Genomic DNA, 17,168 nt, shown 5'->3' with positions numbered 1-17,168 from the left:
GGGGGTCCCGGGTTGCACCACACCGGGCCCCCACCGTGGGTCCGTCAGTCCAGCGGAACTGGCGTGTAGACGAGAAGGTCGTCCAACGTCGTCCGCTGGCTCCCATCCTCCGACTGACCACCGGCGATGAGCACCGCGCCATCCTCCAGCACCGTGCACGAGTGCTGATGACGCGGCTGCGCCGGAGGCGTCAACCCGAGCAGGGCCGGAGCGGCGCCGTCCCGACCGGGGACGAGCAACTCCACATGCGAGTCACTCACGGGCCCGCGCACGCCCCCAAGGGTCATCACGCGGCCATCCGGGAGCGCCACTGCACACAGCCCGCTTCGGGCGAACACCTGGGGCCCCGGGGACACCTGTGTCGCCGCATCGGGAGAGACGAGCTCCGAGGAGGCCAGGAGGCGCGCATCCTCCACACCGCCAGGCGAGGCATGTCCCCCCACGTACAGCAAGCGCTCCGGCCCACCGAACGGCACGAGCGCCGCGTCGCGCCGGGGCTCCCGGAGCCGGGCGCCCTCGCCCACCGGGACGAAGGAGCCACCCTCGAAGGAGAAGAACAGCACCTCCGGCCGCAGCTCCGCTCCATCCGAGCCGCCCACCACGGCGATGCGCCGGCCGTCCTGCACCGGCATCGCCGCCATGCCCACCCGGGGCACCGGCGTGCTCACGGAGAACACCTGACCCGTCGCGGGGTCATACCCCTCGGCCCGCGCCACCACCTCGCCCCCCGCGCCCACTCCGCCGACGAACAGCACCCGCCCGCCCGCGTCCATCGCCGCCGCGTGGTGACTGCGCGCCACCGCCAATTCCACCTCGGTGGACGTGCCCTGGGCCACGTCCAGCACCCGGGCGCTCCGCACGGGCAGCACGCCCTCCACCGTTCGCACCTCACCACCCGCCAGCAGCACCTTGCCGCCCGGCAGCCGCGTCGCGGTGTGGAACGCCCGCGGTGATTCCAGCGCCGGCACCCGGGTCACCGTGCCCGTCATCGGATCGAACAGCTCCGCCGAGGACACCGTGGAGTCCACGCCGTCCGGGCCGGTCCGGTAGCCCCCGGCCAGCAGCACCCGGCCGTCCTCGAGCAGCGTGGCGGTATGGGCCGCGCGAGGCTCGGCGAGCGACTCACACGCCCCCTGGGCCGTGCTCGGATACGTGTACGTATCCACCTGGCGGATGGCGACGGAGACGGTCGGACGCGCATCCCCGGCCGACGCCGGAACCTCGAAGGCACGGGAGCGGCCCAGGGCCACCACGCGGCCCCCCGAGCGAGGCAGGTCCGTATAACCGCGCACCTCCAGCACGCGCCCCTTCCCGGGTGGGACGATCGGCAGTTCCGCCGTGCCCTGCTCCTCCGGGACATAGCGCTCCACGGGCGCCATGCCGGGGCCCGTGACGCGGAAACGCAGGTAGCGGATCTTCCCCAGCGCGGGGCGGGTCGCGCAGCTTTGGGGGACGAGATTCACCTCGTAACGAGCCTCCCAGGGCCCACAGGCACTCAGGAGCCCCAGCGCCGCCACCCCTGCCTTCCAACCTGGCGAACGGCCCCTGCCCTTCGCGATGCCCCCCCGGGCGGACGAGGTCCACCCGTTGATACTCCGGCCCATGGTGTTCCCCTTTTGCGGTATCCGGCCACGGCGCAGGCAAAGATGGCTTGCGCTCGGACCGTCGCGAGCGTAGCGATGGCTTCCGGCCGTGGTCAACGCGGCCCCTGCCCCCGAATGAAGCTCTCGCTCGCCACCCGCATCTTCCTCGGTTACGCGGTGGTGCTCGTCACCTTCGGCGCGGTGTCGCTCTTCAGCGTGGCCGAGTTGCACCGCAACCGGCTGGAGATCCGCCTGGTGAGCCAGGGCTACCTCCAGCTGTCGCAGGACGCGGCCGCGCTCGAGTCCTTCCACACCAACCAGGAGAAGGACACCGAGCGCCTGCTCGAGGAGGGCAGCGTGGAGACGCGGCGGGCCCTCATCCGGCTGGCGCGGCTGTACTTCCCCTCGCTCATGACGGAGCGGCTGCAGGCGGCGAAGGCGAGGGCCATCGAGGTGCGCACCCTGGCACCCACCGGGGAAGTGCACTTCGTGCAGGATCTGGAGTCGCGCCTGGGGGAGCTCGCCAACCGCTACCAGGCCTACGGGCGGGCGGCGGAGGCCGTCTTCACGGTGCTCTCCAACGAGCAGCCCCTGGCGGAGGAGGTGGCGCGCGCCACCGCCGAGCTGCGCCAGCAGGAGTCCTCCATCGGCCGGGACATCCGCTTCCTGCGCGCCGCGTTGGGCAACCGCATCCGCGAGCGCGTGGACGGGGCGGAGGAGCGCGAGCGGCGCACGGGCCTGGCCATCATCACCCTGTCCGTGCTGGCCATCGGCGTGGGCCTGGGCGCCACCGCCTGGTCCGCCCGCACGCTGCGCCCGGTGCGCACCCTCATCGAGGGCGTGTCCCGCATCGGCCGGGGCGACTACAGCGCCCAGCTGGGCGTGCGCGGCGATGACGAGGTGGCGGTGCTCGCCCGCGAGTTCGACGCCATGGCCCGCTCGCTCCAGGCGCGCGAGGCCCAGCTCAAGGCCCAGGCCGAGGCCCTCATGCGCGCCGAGCAACTGGCGGCCGTGGGCCGCATCTCCGCCCAGGTGGCCCACGAGGTGCGCAACCCCCTGTCCTCCATCGGCCTCAACGTGGAGCTGATGCAGGACGCCTTCGAGCGCGCCTCCTTCGAGTCCCCGGAGGACGCCCGCGAGTCGCGCGAGCTGCTCGCCGCCGTCACCCGCGAGGTGGACCGGCTCACCGAGGTGACGGAGCAGTACCTGCGCATGGCGCGCCCTCCCCGCCCCAGCCTCGAGCCCACCGACGTCACCGAGGTGCTGGCCAGCGTGGTGGACTTCTCCCGCGAGGAGCTGGAGCGCGCCCACGTGGAGGTGGCGCGCGAGCTCGCCGAGGAGCCGCCCCAGGCCCTGGCCGACGAGGGCCAGCTGCGCCAGGTGTTCCTCAACCTGCTGCGCAACGCCCGCGAGGCCATGCCCGACGGCGGCCGGCTCACCATCACCACGCGCGTGCACGAGCGCGAGGTAGAGGTCCGCATCCAGGACACCGGGCGCGGCATGACGGAAGCCGTGCGCTCGCGCATCTTCGAACCCTTCTTCACCACCAAGGAAGACGGCACGGGCCTGGGGCTCGCCGTCAGCCAGCAGATCCTCAAGGCCCACGGCGGCGCGCTCGGGTGCCAGAGCGAGCCCGGCCAGGGCACCACCTTCTCCGTCAGGCTTCCCCGCGCATGAGCTTCACCTACCACCGCGACGTCCTGCCCAACGGGCTGCGTGTCGTCACCGTCGAGACCCCGCACCTGCACACCGCCCTGCTCGCGGTGTACGTGCGCACCGGCAGCCGCCACGAGACGGCCGCCAACAACGGCGTCAGCCACTTCCTCGAGCACCTCTTCTTCCGCGGCAGCGAGGGCTGGCCGGACACCGTGAAGATGAACTCCGCCGTCGAGGAGGTGGGCGGCAACCTCAACGGCGTCACCACGAGGGATCACGGCTACTACTACACCCCCCTGCACCCGGCGCACCTGGACGTGGGCCTCGAAATCCTCGGGGACATGCTCACCCGCCCCAGGCTCACCGACATGGAGGTGGAGCGGAACATCATCCTCGAGGAGATGCTCGACGAGGTGGACGAGAAGGGCCGGGACATCGACATCGACAACCTGTCCAAGCGGATGCTCTTCCCCGACCACGCGCTGGCCTTCAAGATCGCCGGCACGAAGGAGTCCGTCTCGCGGCTCTCCCACGAGCAGATCCGCGAGCACTTCGCGCGCCACTACGTCACCGGCAACATGGTGGTGACGGCGGCGGGCCGGGTGAAGCACGACGAGGTGCTCGCGCGGGTGGAGCGCCACTTCGCCCGGCTGCCCCGGGGCTCCGAGAGCGTCGATCTGCCGCCACCGCCCACGCCCGCCGGGCCCCGGCTGCACGTGGTCACCCACGACGAGGCCCAGACGGAGTTCCGCATCAGCTTCCGCACCGTCCCCGAGCACCACGAGGACTGGCCCGCCCTGCAACTGCTGCGGCGCTTCCTGGATGACGGACTGTCCTCGCGGCTGCCCTTCGAGATCGTGGAGAAGCGGGGACTCGCGTACTCGGTGCACGCCTCGCTGGAGGCCTTCCATGACGCGGGCATCTTCGAGATCGAGGCCGCGAGCGCACCGGACCGGGCGTCGCTGGTGGTGGCGGAGGTGTTCCGGGTGCTGGGCGAGCTGAGCACCACGCCGGTGGGCGAGGAGGAGCTGGCACGCGCTAAACGGCGGCACCGGATGCTGCTGGAGTTCTCGCAGGACGCGCCGGGCGAGCTGGCCGGGTGGTTCGGCGGGACGGAGCTGTTCCGCCGGCCCGAGTCCTTCGGCTTCCGGGCGGACCTGGTGGACGCCGCCAGCGCGGCCCACGTGCGCGACGTGGCCCGGCGCTACTTCGCCCGGGAGAACCTCACCGTGGTGGCCGTGGGCCAGCGCAAGGGGATCAAAGCCATGGAGAAGGTCGTCGAGACCGCCGAGGGACTGCCCTCGTCCAAGTGAACGGCGAGGCCTACCCGGCGAGCGCGTAGTTCTCCAGAAGCTCCAGGTTGCTGCGTACGGCAGGCTCGACGCTCCTCACATAGATGGGCGTGCGCAGCGCCCACGCGAGCCGCAGGGGTTCGAAGAGCAGGGAGTGCAGATAGCTCTGCGTGAGAATCCGCAAGCCGCTGAAGTCGAGCACGATCGGCTCGCGCCGGAGGATGCGCGGCGTGATTTCGCTCTGGGCTAGTTGGATTGCGGCAGGCGTGTTCTCCGCCTGCTTCTGGATCTCGAAAACAGTGGCCTCGGGCGGTGCGGGGTCGAACCGAATCCAGCGATGAATGGCACGCTGGGGGGTGCGCTGCTTCGCCCGCTCCTTGATGGTTTCAATGAGTGCTGGGTAGTCGACCACGCCGCCAACAGGCAGCTCGAATACGACGAGCGTTCCAGGGAAACCGATACCACGCGGTTCGATGAAGCGCAGATCGTGGTTTCCCTCCTCGTCGACCCAACCGGACAACAGGAGCGTAGCCCCCCGAGTCGCGATGAGCAGCGTACCGCCTGTCAGCTTGGCCATCTCCGCAATGAAGAAGAGGCCCATGCCAGCATTCTGCTGGGTGCCCGTAAGACCCTCCTCGAAGGTCCCCGAGATATGAGGCCAGAGCGATTTCTCGAGCGCAGCCTCTGGGTCCGACAGGTTGGGATGCAATGCCCGCAGGCTGGCCGGAATGCCAATACCCGCGTCAGCTACGGCGAGCTGCAGCATCGGCCGACCACGCTCCTCGTTCCAAAGGTCCGCAGCAACAATTCCACCTCTTGGAGCATGGCTGTGCTGGACCACATTCCGGAGAAGTTCCACGACCACGTATCGGAGCGTGAGCCGTGTGTCCTCCAGTTCTGGCTCGGGAACGAGGGCTTTCGAGATCTCGTGAGCAAAGGGTTCGATCTTCTCGAAACTATTGACCCGCTCACTGGGGAAACGGTTCAAGTCCACTCGGCTGCCGGCCGGAAAGAGGCGTGCGAGTACCTCCGGGTTTGCTCCACGCTCCAGGTGTTCGCGAGCTCTTTGAAGAATGACCCGGGCATCCTCGACCGGGCGTGCAACCGCAATGGCCGTACGCACCCACACGCGAGCAAGGAACAACAACTCAAGCTGCTGCGGCTCCGGTCCTGTTCCACTCAGCCACTGCAAGAGTGGCGAAGGATCTTCCAGGGACAAGGGAAGCGGGCGCTCCGGCGACATGGCACAACCATGTCGACCCAGCGGAGCCAAGTCAACGCAAGTGACGCCGCGCGGGTAACCGACTCGACATGAGCCAGAGTGCCCTCCAGATAAGCCCTCTGGGGTCCACAGAAGAGACCGGTATTTTCGGCTCTATGAAAACCCACGCTCGACTCGCGCTCCTCGCCGTCCTCTGCCTGTGCGCCGCCTGCGGATTTCGATCCACCCGCCAGGCAGACTCCTCGAACATGACCGACCAGGCCCAGCTGCTCCAGCTCGAAAAGGACATGTTCACCGCCATCCGCACCCGGGATCGACAGATGCTCGAGCGCATCCTGGACGAGAGCTTCGAGCTCCGCGTCCCAGGCAACCCCCCAGTCGACCGTGCCGGGTTCGTCGCGGCCATCCTGGCCATCCCCGGCACCATCGTGTCGGTCGAATCCGAGGACCTGGACGTCCGCACGTATGGCGACGTCGGGGTCCTCCTCGGCCGACAGCGCGCCCGGGTCCAGATGGAGGATGGCACCACCGTGGCCGACCTGGGCGCATTCACCGACATCGCCCTCAAGCGCGGCGGTCAGTGGCGGATGGTGCTCGCCCACAGCGTCACCCTGCCCCAGTGAGCCCACGGCGATTCGCCATTTTCCATGAATCCGGGAATTGGCACTTGACACCTGAATCATGATTCATGAAGGCTCCCCGGCGGCGCCGTCCCAGGAGGACGGCACTTCCCGGAGGAGCACCATGGAGCTGAAGCGGCTGTCGAGCGCAGTGCGGTTTCTGTCCGTCCTCGTCGTCGGGTTCGCCGCGGCTTCCGCCAGCGCGCAGACGTGCCGGGACGCGGTGGTGCTGGTGCACGGCAACGCCTCCCAGCCCTCGGACTACAACAACACCTACAACACGCTGATCTCCCGCGGGTACGCCGCCGCGGACATCTTCCGCCCCAGCTGGGGCTCCAAGACGTGCGCCGCCTGTAACGATCACTCCGGCTCGGAGGAGACCCCGGTCCGCGACGCCATCAACCAGGCCCTCTCCCGCTCGTGCACCGGGAAGATCGACGTCATCGGCCACTCCATGGGCGTGACGCTCGCCATCAAGGCCATCCTCGACCTGGGCGTGCAGGGCCGCGTGGATGCCTTCGTGGGGATCGCCGCCGGCTACCGCGGCCTGTGGACCTGCGGCACCTACCCCTTCAACGTGCTCACCTCCACCTGCGGCTACTGGGGCCTGTCCGTGAAGAGCCCCTTCCTCACCGGCATCTACGGCCAGCGCATGGCCTCCCGCATCTACTCCCTCAAGAGCAACTCGGATGAGATCGTCTGCGCCACCGGCGTGTGCACCGTGAACGGCGTCCACTCCAGCCAGCTCACCAACGAGAACGCCAGCTACACCCTCTCCGAGGGCCACTTCGGTCTCGTCCGGAACACCGCCACCCGTCAGGCGGACCTCATCCAGTAGCCCCCCTAACAGGGAGGACGATGTCCTACCTTGGGACACAACTCCGGGAACCAATTCTCTGGAGATGGTGGTAGATGCCGCCACCAAGGGGGTACCCTGCCGCCGGGCTGGCCACGGATGAGGACCAGATCCTGAGCAGGGTGCCCATTCGTCCCAGGGATGCTCGATGATGACCGCTGCCGTAACCCGGAAGGAACCCGTCATCTTCAGTCAGGTGGTGGAGGCCCTCTTCAAGCACGCCTTCAAGGAGCGGCTCGACTCCCACACCCGGGCACGGCTCAAGAAGATCGGCATCGACCTGGATCATCCGTTCCTCGTCGCCTACTCGGTGCCGACGTGGTTCGCCGCCGTCGGGGTGTGCGCGGAGGTCCTCTTCCCGGACGTCTCCAATGAGCAGGCCCGCTACCGCATTGGCCGCAAGCTGGTGGACGGGTACGGCCAGACCACCATGGGCCGGGCCGTGTTCGCCATGCTGCGGATGCTCGGCTGGGAGCGCTCGCTGGGCCGGATTTCACGCGGGCTGCAGTCGGGGACCAACTTCCTGTCGGCCCGGACCCGCTTCCTGCCGGACGGCGCGCTCGAGGTCACCTTCGAGGTGATGCCCGAGTTCTACGCCGCCCTGGGCTCCACGCCGGGCATCGACCCGCACTTCATGCACGGCAACATGGACGCGATGATGGAGCTGGTCGGCGCGCCCTTCACCCAGAGCGAGATTCAGCCCATCGAGCCCGGCGCCCAGCGCGTCGTCTACGTGCTGCGCCGCCCCGCCGCTTAATCCTCCAGCGGCTCGAAGTCGGCCTTGCCCGCGCCGCACTGGGGGCAATACCAGCCGTCGGGGATCTGCTCGAAGGGCGTGCCCGGCGCGATGCCGGAGTCGGGATCGCCCGCGGCCGGATCATAGATGTACTCGCACATGGTGCAGCGGTAGCGCTTGTTCATCCCGTCTCTCTAACTCCTGCCGAACCACCGGCTCAACCACCCGCCCACCTGTTTCACCGGCTGCTCCTCCTCGGCGGGAGGCGGCTGCGCGGAAGGGGCGCAGCCCGGGCAGTGCAGCCCGCCCTCTCCATTCCTCGCCTCGTTGAGCGGGAAGCGCTCGCCACAGCTCACACAGTAGAAGAAGAAGAACCGCTTCTCGGGGTTGACGTTCGCGGCGAGCGGCGCCGACTCCTCCGTCCCGAAGGTGAGGTGCTCCAGCTCGCCCTCGTCCATGTAGATGCCCCGGCAGCGCTCGCACGTCTCCACCGCGACGCCGCCGGGAAGCCGGGCGGTGCGCATCGGGCGCGAGCAGAAGGCACACGGGCGCTCGCTCCGGCCCGCCACGGGCCGCGGCGACACGTCCCTCAGGAGCACCTCGGAGAGCTCCCCCGCATCCAGCCACACGCCCCGGCACGAGCGGCACCGGTCCAGCTCCACCCCGACCGCGAAGAACCGCTGCATCCGCCCCCGGCACGAAGGGCACCGCTTGTCCCCACTCATCGAACGCTCCTCCCCGGCCCATTCTGGAGGCAGGAGGCCCCCGCTGGCCATGGGCGCCCCACCGCTCAGGACCCACTCGCGTTCATGTACCCGGCGATGCGCAGCCTCAGCCCCAGCGGAGCCAACGGCATGAACCAGGCCGAGAGGCGGTTGGGGAGCCCGGGCACCACCACCGCCTTGCCCCGCTTCAAGGCCAGGTAGCCCGCCTCGGCCACATGGCGCGCGCTGCTCGTCCCCATGGGCCCGCTGAAGAGCCGGGCCTTCTGGTGCTCCGCCGCCCGCGCGGCGAACTCCGTCTCGGTGTACCCCGGGCACAGCGCCGTCACCGTCACCCCCTGCCCCTTCAGCTCCGCGTGCAGCGCGGTGGAGAAGGACAGCACGTACGCCTTGCTCGCGTAGTACACGGACATGAAGGGGCCGGGCGTGAAGGCCGCCAGCGAGGCCACGTTGAGCACGTACCCGCGCCGCCTCGCCACCATCCCCGGGACCAGCTCGCGGGTGAGCGCGGTGAGCGCCCGGACGTTGAGGTCCAACATCCCCACCTGCTGCTCCGCCGGCAGCGCCTCGAAGTTCCCCGCCAGGCCGAAGCCCGCGTTGTTCACCAGCACCTCCACGTCCAGCTGGCGCTTCTTCAGCTCGTCCACCACGGTGGGCACGCCCTCGGGCGAGGCCAGGTCCGCGCTCAGCACCACCGAGGGCACTCCATGGGCCCGCTGGAGCTGATCCGCCAGCTCCCGCATGGGTCCGGTGCGCCGGGCCACCAACACCAGCGCATACCCCTCACGCGCCAGCAGCGACGCCAGCTCCCGGCCAATGCCACTGGAGGCGCCCGTCACCACCGCGTACCTGGTTGCCCGCACCACGTTGTCCATGACGCCACGCTTCCAAGGGAGCGGGCCCGCCGTCAATGGCCATGTGGATCATCCCGGGTGTACCTTCCGGGAGAACCCCATGAAGCCCTCTCCCATCGATTGGCGTGCGCGCCTGGAAGCGTGTGGATTCGAAGGGGCGGAGCTCGTGCCCGCCACCTACGCGGCCCATGTGCTGTGGTCCTGGCGCGAGCCGCTGGCGGCGGAGGCGGCGCTGCGCGAGCACCTCGACCAGCAGCCGGACGACAAGGACTCGCTGAAGATGCTCATCTCCATCCTCCAGGAGGGCGGGCGCGCCAGCGAGGTGGTCGCGCTCCGCCGCCACCTGCACGAGCGGCGCTGCCAAGAGATGCGCATCCCCGAGCCCGCCCGGGAAGCGGCGATCGCCTACATGGAAGCGGCCGAGACCGGCGACGCCCCGCCGGAGCGTATGGCCGACGCCCATGTCGCCGCGCTCTTCGATCTCTACGCCCCCAGCTTCGACGACAGCCTGCGCGGCTTCCTCTCCTACCGCGCGCCCGAGCGGCTCATGGACGCGGTGCGCTCGGTGCTCGGCGGACGGCGGGAGCTGGACGTGCTCGACCTGGGGTGCGGCACCGGACTGGCGGGTCCCCTCCTCCGGCCCTTCGCCCGGCGGCTCGAGGGCATCGACCTGTCCACGGGCATGCTGGACAAGGCGCGCGAGCGCGGCGTGTACGACGTGCTCCGGGCCGGGGAGATCACCGCGGAGCTCGCCGCCTCCACGGCGAGTCACGAGCTCATCGTCGCCGTGGACGTGCTGGTCTACTTCGGCGCGCTGGAAACGCTCTTCCAGCACGTGGCCCGGCGGCTCGCCCCCGGTGGACTGTTCGCCTTCACCGTGGAGAAGGGCACCGCACCCGGGTACCGGCTCCAGCCCACCGCGCGCTACGTCCACCACCTCGAGTACCTCCGGAGTTGTGCCAGCGCGGCCTACCTTCACCCGGTGTTGGAGCGGGAAGAGACTCTGCGCAAGCAGGCCGGTCAACCCGTCACCGGCCACGTGGTCGTGCTGTCCAGAAGTGAAAGCAAGGGGATCCCACCGGAGGGGAGTGGGCCGGTGTTGTGAGGGGGGTCGGAAAGCCCAGGGTCCACACGCTATGCTCGCGCCCCCATTACATCTGGGGTGGACCACATGACCTCACAGGTCGAGACGATGGCAGCGAAGATCCAGGGCTACAAACAGGACCTGGGCCACTCCGGCGTGCAGGGGCGCCGACGGTTGCAAGCCATCGAGGGGATGACGGATCACATCACCCTGCGGCGCATCGAGGGGTTGGGCATCAAGGAGGGCTGGCGCTGCTTCGAGGTGGGCTGTGGCAGCGGCTCCATCGCGCGCTGGATGAGCTACCGGGTGGCACCGCACGGCCATGTGCTGGCCGTGGACATGAACACCGAGTTCGTCGCCGACGCGGCCGGGCCCACCCTCGAGGTGCACCAGCAGGACATCCGCGCGATGAGGCCTCCCGAGAAGACCTTCGATCTCGTGCACTCGCGGATGGTGCTCCAGCATCTGGCCGAGCGGGAGGAGCTGGTGGAGCGGCTGGTCGCGACGCTCAAGCCGGGCGGCTGGCTGCTGTTGGAGGAGATGGAGACCTTCTCGCTCTTCCAGAACGAGACCGGGCCCTTCCTCCAGGTGGTGGAGATCATGCACGCCATGGGACGCGCCGCCGGCACGGCCGTGGACTGGGCCCGGACACTGCCGCGCACCTTCCAACGGCTGGGGCTGCAGAACGTCAGCGCCGAGGGAGAGATGCTCTACTTCTCCGGGGGTACGCCCACCGCCGATTTCCACCGGCTCACCGGCGAGCAGCACTGGCCGTACGCGGAGAAGATGCGGTTGCTCACGCGCGAGCAGTTCGACCAGTACTCCGAGCGCCTGGGGGATCCGAACTCCTGGTTCTACGGCCCCACCATCTTCGGTGTCTGGGGACAGCGTCCGCCCGCGTAGCCACGGGCGGCCCCACTCAGCGCCGGCCGCGGATGATGATGGGCCCTGACGACTTCTTCTTGGGCAGGGCCTTCTTCAGCGCCTTCTGGATGTCCAGGTACTCGGGGTTGCCCGGGTCCCGCTTGAGCGCCTCGGCGATGAGCTTCAGGCCCCGCTCGGGCCGCCGCCGCGTCTGCGCGTACAGGTTCGCCAGCCCCACCTTCTCCTCCGGCGAGGCCTCACCCGAGTCCACGAGCCGCTCCACGGAGACCAGCGCCTCCTCCTTCTCACCGGCCTGCTCCTGCAGCCGCCACATCCGCGAGAGCGCGGGCGCCAGCCGGGGATTGTGCTGGAGCGCGGCGCCGAAGTCCTCCTTCGCGCGCTTCAGGTCCCCCTTCGTCTCATGCACCCGGCCCCGGACATAGAGGGCGCGGGCCGAGTCCGGCTGAGCCTTCAGCGCCTGCTCCACCGCCGCCAGCGCCCCGGCCTTGTTCCCCAGCGTCAGCCGCGTCTCGGCCAGCCGGGCGATGAGGTCCGCGTTCTGCGGGTACTTCGCCACCGTCGCCGTCAGCAGCGCCTCCACGTCCGCGTGACGCTCGAGCTTCGTGAGGATCCGCGCCTTCAGCGCGACGAAGTCCGGCTTCGTGGCCTCCTCGCCCTGGACCGCCGCCAGGTCCTGCTCGGCGTACTCCGCGTAGCCACTCTGGAGGAAGTAGCGGGCGCGCAGCTTCCGCGCCGCCGTGAGCCCCGGCTGCTCCTCCAGGAGCCGGTCCATCAGCTTCCCGGCGAGCACCTCGTCGCCCTTGGCCAGGAGGATCTCCGCCTCCACCACCTTGGCGTCCACGTCGTCCGGGCGCTCGCGCAGGATGCGCTCCAGCGTCTTGAACGCGGCCTGGTGCTCCCCCATCTCCGTCTGCAGGTGCGCCAGCCTGAGGACGTCCAGGTCCCCGAGCTCGTCGCCCTCGCGCAGCTCCAGCAACAAGGAGATGGCTTCGCGCAGGCGCCCATCCTGCTCGTGGCGCTCGGCGAGCTTCCGTTTGATCTCCGGCGCCTGCGCCGGATTGAGCGTCATGGCCCGCTTGAGCGCCAGGATGGACGCCCCGGTGTTGCCCTCCCGGCGCCGGGCCTCGGCCACCATGAGCAGGGGCTCGGGGTTGTCGGGCCTCAGCCCCGAGGCCGCCTCGAAGGCCCTGGCGGCCTGCTCGGGCTCACCGCTGTCCAGCAGGGCCTGGCCCTCGCTCATCTTCGCCTGGAACTTCTGCTCCTGGGTTTGAACGGAGAGTGTTTCCGGGTCCTTGCAGGCAAGCGGAAGCAGCAGGGGCAGGACGTAGAGCAGGCGGGGAAATATCGATTGCATCGCTGAGATGCAGGGTAGCGGATGTTATCCTGCGGCGTCGATGGACCCATTCGTTCGGCGCCTCGTGGAGAGGCTCCATGATCCCGCGCGCCCCCTGTCGCGCAACCGGCACTTCCACACGTTCGACACCCCCGAGGGTCGGATGGCGCTGAAGGTGTCCCGCCGGCTGAAGAGCCTCCACCAGGACATCCTCGCCTGTGTGCGGGAGGGCCGGCGCGCCCGCCTCTTCCGCCACATCGACGCCGAGGGCGAGCACCGGCTCGAGCTCCACTTCGAGCGCATCGCCGGCCGCCGCGTCTCCCATTTGAAGGCCGCCGAGCTGGAGTTGCTCGCCCAGCTACCCGGCGTGCGGGACGCCCTCTCGGGAGACCTCTGATTTCCCTGGAGCACCGGGTGTCCCGTCCTTTCCGTGAAGCGTCCCGGGGGGCCGTGAGGGCCTGGCCGTTCGCGGCGGATTGAGCCTGGCCGGGACTCCTGGATCATCCTTTCACCGGGGTTCCCGCTCTGCGGGTGAAGCACCCGCCCGCCCGCCCGTGGAAGCCCGCCGCCCGGGTGACTCCTGCTCCGGGGAATCGCTATGCTCGACGGGATTCCAGCCCATCCCATGACCGCGACGCCTTCCTCGACCCTGCCCCCTGACGAGCTGGCCGAAAGCCTCTTCCAGCCTCAGTACCAGCCCCTGCTGCGGGCCATCCTCGACAACGCGGCGGAAGGATTGGCCGTCGCGGACGCGAAGGGCCAGCTGCTCTACTTCAACGACACGGCCCGGAAGATCCTGGGCGTGGGACTCGTGGCCGACGCGCCCGAGGTCTGGAGCGATCGTTACGGCGTGTTCCTGCCGGACACGGTGACGCTCTGCCCCTCCGAGCGGCTGCCCATCTACCGCGCCCTCCACGGCGAGCAATCGCCCGAGGAGGACCTCTTCATGCGCAATGCAACGCACCCGGAGGGCCGGCACGTCCACTCGATCGCCCGCCCCGTGCGCGACAGCAAGGGGAACATCCTCGGGGTCACCCTCAGCCTGCGCGACACCCACGAGCAGCGGATGGCCGAGGCCGATCAGCGCCGCACCGAGCTGCGCTTCCAGCTGCTCGTGGAGTCCGCGCAGGAGGGCCTCTGGACGGTGGACGTCAGCGGCCACACCGTCTACGCCAACCGCTACCTGTGCCAGATGCTGGGCTACACGGTCGAGGAGATGCTGACCAAGGCGCTCTTCGACGTCATCTGCCCCGATGACATCCCCCTCATGCACCAGTACGTCGAGGATCGGCGCCAGGGCAGGTCCGCCGTCCTCAACGACTTCCGCCTGGTGCGCAAGGACGGCTCGGTGCTCTGGACGCTGGTGTCCACGGGCCCCCTCTACGACGAGACGGGCAAGTACATCGGGGCCATGGCGATGATCACCGACATCTCCCAGCGCCGCCAGGCCGAGGAGCAGGTGCGCCAGCTCAACGCGGAGCTGGAGCGCCGCATCGCCGAGCGCACCGCCCAGCTCGAGTTCTCCAACCGCGAGCTGGAGGCCTTCGCCTACTCCGTGGCGCATGATCTGCGCGCCCCGCTGCGCAGCATCTCCAACTTCACGCTCGCCCTCTCCGAGGATTGTGCCGACAAGCTCGACGCCACGGGCCAGGACTACCTGCAGCGCATCCGCGCCTCGTCCCAGCGCATGGCGGAGCTCATCGACGGCATCCTCGCGCTCTCGCGCGTCAACCGCACCGAGTTCGTGGAGACGGACGTCAACCTGTCCGGCATCTCGCGCTCCATCTCCGAGCAGCTCCAGCGCTGGCAGCCCGAGCGCACCGTGCGCTTCCAGCTCCAGGACGGCCTGGTGGACCGCGGGGACTCCCAGCTGCTGCGGCTGGTGCTGGAGAACCTGATGGGCAACGCCTGGAAGTTCACCCGCGAGAAACCGGTGGCGGAGATCCAGTTCGGCACGCTGCCGGAAACTGGGAGTGGGCGCGTCTACTTCGTCCGGGACAACGGGGCCGGGTTCGACATGGAGTACCAGAGGAAGCTCTTCGGCGTCTTCCAACGGCTGCACACGCAGCAGGAGTTCGAGGGGAACGGCGTGGGCCTGGCCACCGTGCAGCGCATCATCCGCCGCCACGGAGGGCGCGTGTGGGGCGAGGGCCGGGTGGGCCAGGGCGCGACCTTCTTCTTCACCCTCCACGAGCCCGCCGCGCCCGCGGCTCCTCCCGTGGCCAGCGCGGCCGGCGGCCATTGAGACCCGCCATGATGTATGATTCGCACCAGCGCATCATCCTGCTCGTCGAGGACAATGCCGATGACGAGCTGATGACCCTCCGGGCGTTCCGCAAGAGCAACATCCACAACCCGGTGTTCGTCGTGCGCGACGGGGCCGAGGCACTCGACTACCTCTTCGTGCGGGGCCAGCACGCGGAGCGGGATCCAGACATCCGGCCGCAGGTGGTGCTGCTGGATCTCCACCTGCCCCGCATCGACGGCCTGGAGGTGCTGCGGCGCATCCGGGCCAACGAGCACACACGGACGCTGCCCGTGGTCATCCTCACCTCGTCCAAGGAAGAGCGGGACCTGGTGGAGGGCTATGAGCTCGGCGTCAACAGCTTCGTCCACAAACCCGTGGACGTCACCGCCTTCTTCGAAGCGGTGCGACAGCTGGGCATGTACTGGCTCGTCCTCAACGAGCTCCCTACCCCGAGACGGAGTGCTTGATGCCCACACCGCTCCACCTGCTCCTCATCGAGGACTTCGAGGACGATGCCCTGATGGTGTTGCGTGAGCTGCGGCGCAGCGGCTACGACGTGACCCACAAGCGCGTCGAGACAGCCGAGGCGCTGGCGAGCGCGCTCGACTCGGGTCCCTGGGACGCCATCATCGCCGACTACGCCCTGCCGCGTTTCGACGCGCTGGCCGCCTTCTCGCTGGTGCAACAGCGGGGACTGGACGTGCCCTTCCTCATCGTCTCCGGACAGATTGGCGAGGACACCGCCGTGGCGGCGATGCGGGCCGGCGTCCACGACTTCCTCCTCAAGGACCGGCTGAGCCGGCTGGGACCCGCCGTGGCCCGCGAGCTGCGCGAGGCGGCGCTCCGGGCCGAGCGCCGGAAGATGCAGGAGCAACTGCTGCTGTCGGACCGGCTCGCGTCGCTGGGTCTGCTGGCCGCCAGCGTGGCCCATGAGATCAACAACCCGCTGGCCTCGCTCATGGCCAACCTGGACTTCGTGCTCAATCCGGAAGCGGGCTCGACCACCGTCTCCGCGGACCAGGAGCAGGCCCTGCGCGACTGCATGCTGTGCTCCGAGCGCATCCGGGAGATCGTCCGCGACATCAAGATCTTCTCCCGGCCGGACGAGAAGCAGCGAGGCCCGCTGGACGTGCACCGGGTGCTGGACTCGTCGCTGCGGATGGCGTGGAACCACATCTTCCACCGCGCCCGCATCGTGAAGGACTACACGGCGGTGTCCCCGGTGCTCGGCAGCGAGGCCCCCCTGGGCCAGGTCTTCCTCAACCTGCTGGTCAACGCCGCGGACGCCATCCCCGATGGAGACAGCAGCACGCATGAGATCCGCGTGGTGACGCGCCAGGACGGGCCCAGCCACGTCCGGGTGGAGATCCACGACACCGGCCGGGGCATCCCCGCGGAGCTGCGCGAGCGCATCTTCGAGCCCTTCTTCACCACCAAGCCGGTGGGGGTGGGCACGGGCCTGGGACTGGCCATCTGCCGCCGCACCCTCAACGAGATGGGCGGGGAGATTTCGGTGGAGAGCGAGGTGGGGCGCGGCACCGTGTTCCACCTCCGGCTGCAGACGGCCCACGGCGACATGGAGAAGCCCGAGAAGCCCGCCCCGGGCAAGGTGCTCAAGCAGCGCCTGCTGATCCTCGATGACGAGACGGTCGTCGGACGGGCCCTCCAGCGGCTGCTGCAGGCGCACTGCGAGGTGCTCGTGCTCAGCCATGGCCGGGAGGCGCTGGCGTTGCTGACCTCGGGCCGGCGCTTCGACGCCATCCTGTGCGACCTGATGATGCCGGAGATGAGCGGTCCCCGGTTCTACGAGGAGCTGTCGCGGCTGGCGCCCGAGCAGGCCAGCCGGGTCATCTTCATGACGGGCGGAGCCTTCACGGAGCAGTCGCGCGCCTTCCTGGCCACCACGGGAATGCCCTGCATCGACAAGCCCGTCGAGTTCCAGCGGCTGCGCTCCCTGCTCGCCGCGATGCCGCCGCTGAGCGAGGAAGAGGACGCCACCACCCGGACGGCGTGAGGGAGGCGTGACCGATATCCCCTCTCCCCTCGGGAGAGGGTCAGGGTGAGGGTGCCCGGGCCT

At 69.4% G+C, this 17,168-nt stretch carries 17 protein-coding genes; 11 read left to right on the top strand and 6 right to left on the bottom strand.

Features of this window, described 5'->3' with window-relative positions; genetic code table 11:
- Nucleotides 1-44: 44 nt before the first annotated feature.
- Complete coding sequence (locus Q664_RS16610; RefSeq protein WP_084609967.1) at nucleotides 45-1,604, bottom strand: Kelch repeat-containing protein; 1,560 nt, start codon at nucleotides 1,602-1,604, stop codon at nucleotides 45-47.
- A gap of 114 nt (nucleotides 1,605-1,718) precedes the next feature.
- Here Q664_RS16610 and Q664_RS16605 point away from each other — a divergent pair, with 114 nt between their 5' ends.
- Nucleotides 1,719-3,260 (top strand): sensor histidine kinase, encoded by a 1,542-nt coding sequence (locus tag Q664_RS16605; RefSeq protein WP_043395784.1) that lies wholly within the window; start codon nucleotides 1,719-1,721, stop codon nucleotides 3,258-3,260.
- The gene (locus tag Q664_RS16600) at nucleotides 3,257-4,552 is read left to right on the top strand and encodes a M16 family metallopeptidase (RefSeq protein WP_043395781.1); all 1,296 of its coding nucleotides are present in this window, start codon (nucleotides 3,257-3,259) and stop codon (nucleotides 4,550-4,552) included. Before Q664_RS16605 ends, Q664_RS16600 begins: the two co-directional genes overlap by 4 nt.
- Nucleotides 4,553-4,562: 10 nt before the next feature.
- Here the strand turns inward: Q664_RS16600 and Q664_RS57770 are convergent, their stop codons facing one another.
- Nucleotides 4,563-5,750 carry an ATP-binding protein gene (locus Q664_RS57770; RefSeq protein ID WP_152622136.1) on the bottom strand — a complete coding sequence of 396 codons (1,188 nt, stop codon included), beginning with the start codon at nucleotides 5,748-5,750 and terminating at the stop codon, nucleotides 4,563-4,565.
- A gap of 251 nt (nucleotides 5,751-6,001) precedes the next feature.
- Between Q664_RS57770 and Q664_RS54115 the strand changes: the two genes are divergently transcribed.
- From Q664_RS54115 to Q664_RS16575, 3 genes are all read left to right on the top strand, one after another.
- On the top strand, nucleotides 6,002-6,376 hold the full coding sequence (locus Q664_RS54115) for a nuclear transport factor 2 family protein (protein ID WP_075207453.1): 375 nt from the start codon (nucleotides 6,002-6,004) through the stop codon (nucleotides 6,374-6,376).
- A 121-nt stretch (nucleotides 6,377-6,497) separates the two neighbouring features.
- Entirely contained in the window at nucleotides 6,498-7,211 is a 714-nt protein-coding gene (locus tag Q664_RS16580) for an alpha/beta hydrolase family protein (protein ID WP_052518234.1), read from the top strand.
- Between the two features lie 166 nt (nucleotides 7,212-7,377).
- Nucleotides 7,378-7,986, top strand: coding sequence for a DUF2378 family protein (locus tag Q664_RS16575; protein WP_043395772.1), 609 nt, complete (start codon nucleotides 7,378-7,380; stop codon nucleotides 7,984-7,986).
- Here Q664_RS16575 and rd read toward each other — a convergent pair.
- The 3 genes from rd to Q664_RS16565 all read right to left on the bottom strand — a co-directional run bounded on the left by rd (nucleotide 7,983) and on the right by Q664_RS16565 (nucleotide 9,562).
- On the bottom strand, nucleotides 7,983-8,150 hold the full coding sequence (gene rd / locus Q664_RS54110; RefSeq protein WP_063934708.1) for a rubredoxin: 168 nt from the start codon (nucleotides 8,148-8,150) through the stop codon (nucleotides 7,983-7,985). The two genes, Q664_RS16575 and rd, sit on opposite strands and share 4 nt — an antisense overlap.
- A 9-nt stretch (nucleotides 8,151-8,159) precedes the next feature.
- On the bottom strand, nucleotides 8,160-8,690 hold the full coding sequence (locus Q664_RS16570) for a zf-TFIIB domain-containing protein (protein WP_160174420.1): 531 nt from the start codon (nucleotides 8,688-8,690) through the stop codon (nucleotides 8,160-8,162).
- Between the two features lie 65 nt (nucleotides 8,691-8,755).
- Complete coding sequence (locus Q664_RS16565; protein WP_043395767.1) at nucleotides 8,756-9,562, bottom strand: SDR family NAD(P)-dependent oxidoreductase; 807 nt, start codon at nucleotides 9,560-9,562, stop codon at nucleotides 8,756-8,758.
- 79 nt (nucleotides 9,563-9,641) lie between these two features.
- Between Q664_RS16565 and Q664_RS52185 the strand changes: the two genes are divergently transcribed.
- Nucleotides 9,642-10,646: a class I SAM-dependent DNA methyltransferase gene (locus Q664_RS52185; protein WP_052518233.1), complete on the top strand. Its 1,005-nt coding sequence runs from the start codon at nucleotides 9,642-9,644 to the stop codon at nucleotides 10,644-10,646.
- Between the two features lie 66 nt (nucleotides 10,647-10,712).
- Nucleotides 10,713-11,528: a class I SAM-dependent methyltransferase gene (locus tag Q664_RS52180; protein WP_052518232.1), complete on the top strand. Its 816-nt coding sequence runs from the start codon at nucleotides 10,713-10,715 to the stop codon at nucleotides 11,526-11,528.
- Nucleotides 11,529-11,544: 16 nt separating this feature from the next.
- Here the strand turns inward: Q664_RS52180 and Q664_RS16550 are convergent, their stop codons facing one another.
- The gene (locus Q664_RS16550; RefSeq protein WP_043395763.1) at nucleotides 11,545-12,864 is read right to left on the bottom strand and encodes a tetratricopeptide repeat protein; all 1,320 of its coding nucleotides are present in this window, start codon (nucleotides 12,862-12,864) and stop codon (nucleotides 11,545-11,547) included.
- A gap of 40 nt (nucleotides 12,865-12,904) precedes the next feature.
- Between Q664_RS16550 and Q664_RS16545 the strand changes: the two genes are divergently transcribed.
- From Q664_RS16545 to Q664_RS16530, 4 genes are all read left to right on the top strand, one after another.
- Nucleotides 12,905-13,240, top strand: coding sequence for a hypothetical protein (locus Q664_RS16545; protein WP_043395760.1), 336 nt, complete (start codon nucleotides 12,905-12,907; stop codon nucleotides 13,238-13,240).
- 228 nt (nucleotides 13,241-13,468) lie between these two features.
- Nucleotides 13,469-15,088 (top strand): sensor histidine kinase, encoded by a 1,620-nt coding sequence (locus Q664_RS52175; RefSeq protein ID WP_075207452.1) that lies wholly within the window; start codon nucleotides 13,469-13,471, stop codon nucleotides 15,086-15,088.
- Nucleotides 15,089-15,096: 8 nt separating this feature from the next.
- Nucleotides 15,097-15,558 carry a response regulator gene (locus tag Q664_RS16535; RefSeq protein ID WP_235216725.1) on the top strand — a complete coding sequence of 154 codons (462 nt, stop codon included), beginning with the start codon at nucleotides 15,097-15,099 and terminating at the stop codon, nucleotides 15,556-15,558.
- A complete protein-coding gene (locus Q664_RS16530; protein WP_052518230.1) occupies nucleotides 15,558-17,105 on the top strand; it encodes a hybrid sensor histidine kinase/response regulator in 1,548 nt (515 codons plus the stop codon). The genes Q664_RS16535 and Q664_RS16530 overlap by 1 nt, the downstream gene beginning before the upstream one ends.
- Nucleotides 17,106-17,168 lie beyond the last annotated feature (63 nt).

The sequence above is a fragment of the Archangium violaceum Cb vi76 genome (assembly GCF_000733295.1).
Lineage (GTDB): Bacteria > Myxococcota > Myxococcia > Myxococcales > Myxococcaceae > Archangium > Archangium violaceum.
Note: the sequence above shows the minus strand (reverse complement) of the source record. Positions and strands in the feature narration are given on the sequence as shown.

Coding starts and splice junctions, on each gene's coding strand:
- Q664_RS52180 (WP_052518232.1), top strand. CDS start 10,713: ATGACCTCACAGGTCGAGACGATGGCAGCGAAGATCCAGGGCTACAAA.
- Q664_RS16600 (WP_043395781.1), top strand. CDS start 3,257: ATGAGCTTCACCTACCACCGCGACGTCCTGCCCAACGGGCTGCGTGTC.
- Q664_RS16565 (WP_043395767.1), bottom strand. CDS start 9,562: ATGGACAACGTGGTGCGGGCAACCAGGTACGCGGTGGTGACGGGCGCC.
- Q664_RS52185 (WP_052518233.1), top strand. CDS start 9,642: ATGAAGCCCTCTCCCATCGATTGGCGTGCGCGCCTGGAAGCGTGTGGA.
- Q664_RS52175 (WP_075207452.1), top strand. CDS start 13,469: ATGACCGCGACGCCTTCCTCGACCCTGCCCCCTGACGAGCTGGCCGAA.
- Q664_RS16550 (WP_043395763.1), bottom strand. CDS start 12,864: ATGCAATCGATATTTCCCCGCCTGCTCTACGTCCTGCCCCTGCTGCTT.
- Q664_RS16575 (WP_043395772.1), top strand. CDS start 7,378: ATGATGACCGCTGCCGTAACCCGGAAGGAACCCGTCATCTTCAGTCAG.
- Q664_RS16570 (WP_160174420.1), bottom strand. CDS start 8,690: ATGAGTGGGGACAAGCGGTGCCCTTCGTGCCGGGGGCGGATGCAGCGG.
- rd (WP_063934708.1), bottom strand. CDS start 8,150: ATGAACAAGCGCTACCGCTGCACCATGTGCGAGTACATCTATGATCCG.
- Q664_RS54115 (WP_075207453.1), top strand. CDS start 6,002: ATGACCGACCAGGCCCAGCTGCTCCAGCTCGAAAAGGACATGTTCACC.
- Q664_RS16610 (WP_084609967.1), bottom strand. CDS start 1,604: ATGGGCCGGAGTATCAACGGGTGGACCTCGTCCGCCCGGGGGGGCATC.
- Q664_RS16530 (WP_052518230.1), top strand. CDS start 15,558: ATGCCCACACCGCTCCACCTGCTCCTCATCGAGGACTTCGAGGACGAT.
- Q664_RS16605 (WP_043395784.1), top strand. CDS start 1,719: ATGAAGCTCTCGCTCGCCACCCGCATCTTCCTCGGTTACGCGGTGGTG.
- Q664_RS16545 (WP_043395760.1), top strand. CDS start 12,905: ATGGACCCATTCGTTCGGCGCCTCGTGGAGAGGCTCCATGATCCCGCG.
- Q664_RS16580 (WP_052518234.1), top strand. CDS start 6,498: ATGGAGCTGAAGCGGCTGTCGAGCGCAGTGCGGTTTCTGTCCGTCCTC.
- Q664_RS16535 (WP_235216725.1), top strand. CDS start 15,097: ATGATGTATGATTCGCACCAGCGCATCATCCTGCTCGTCGAGGACAAT.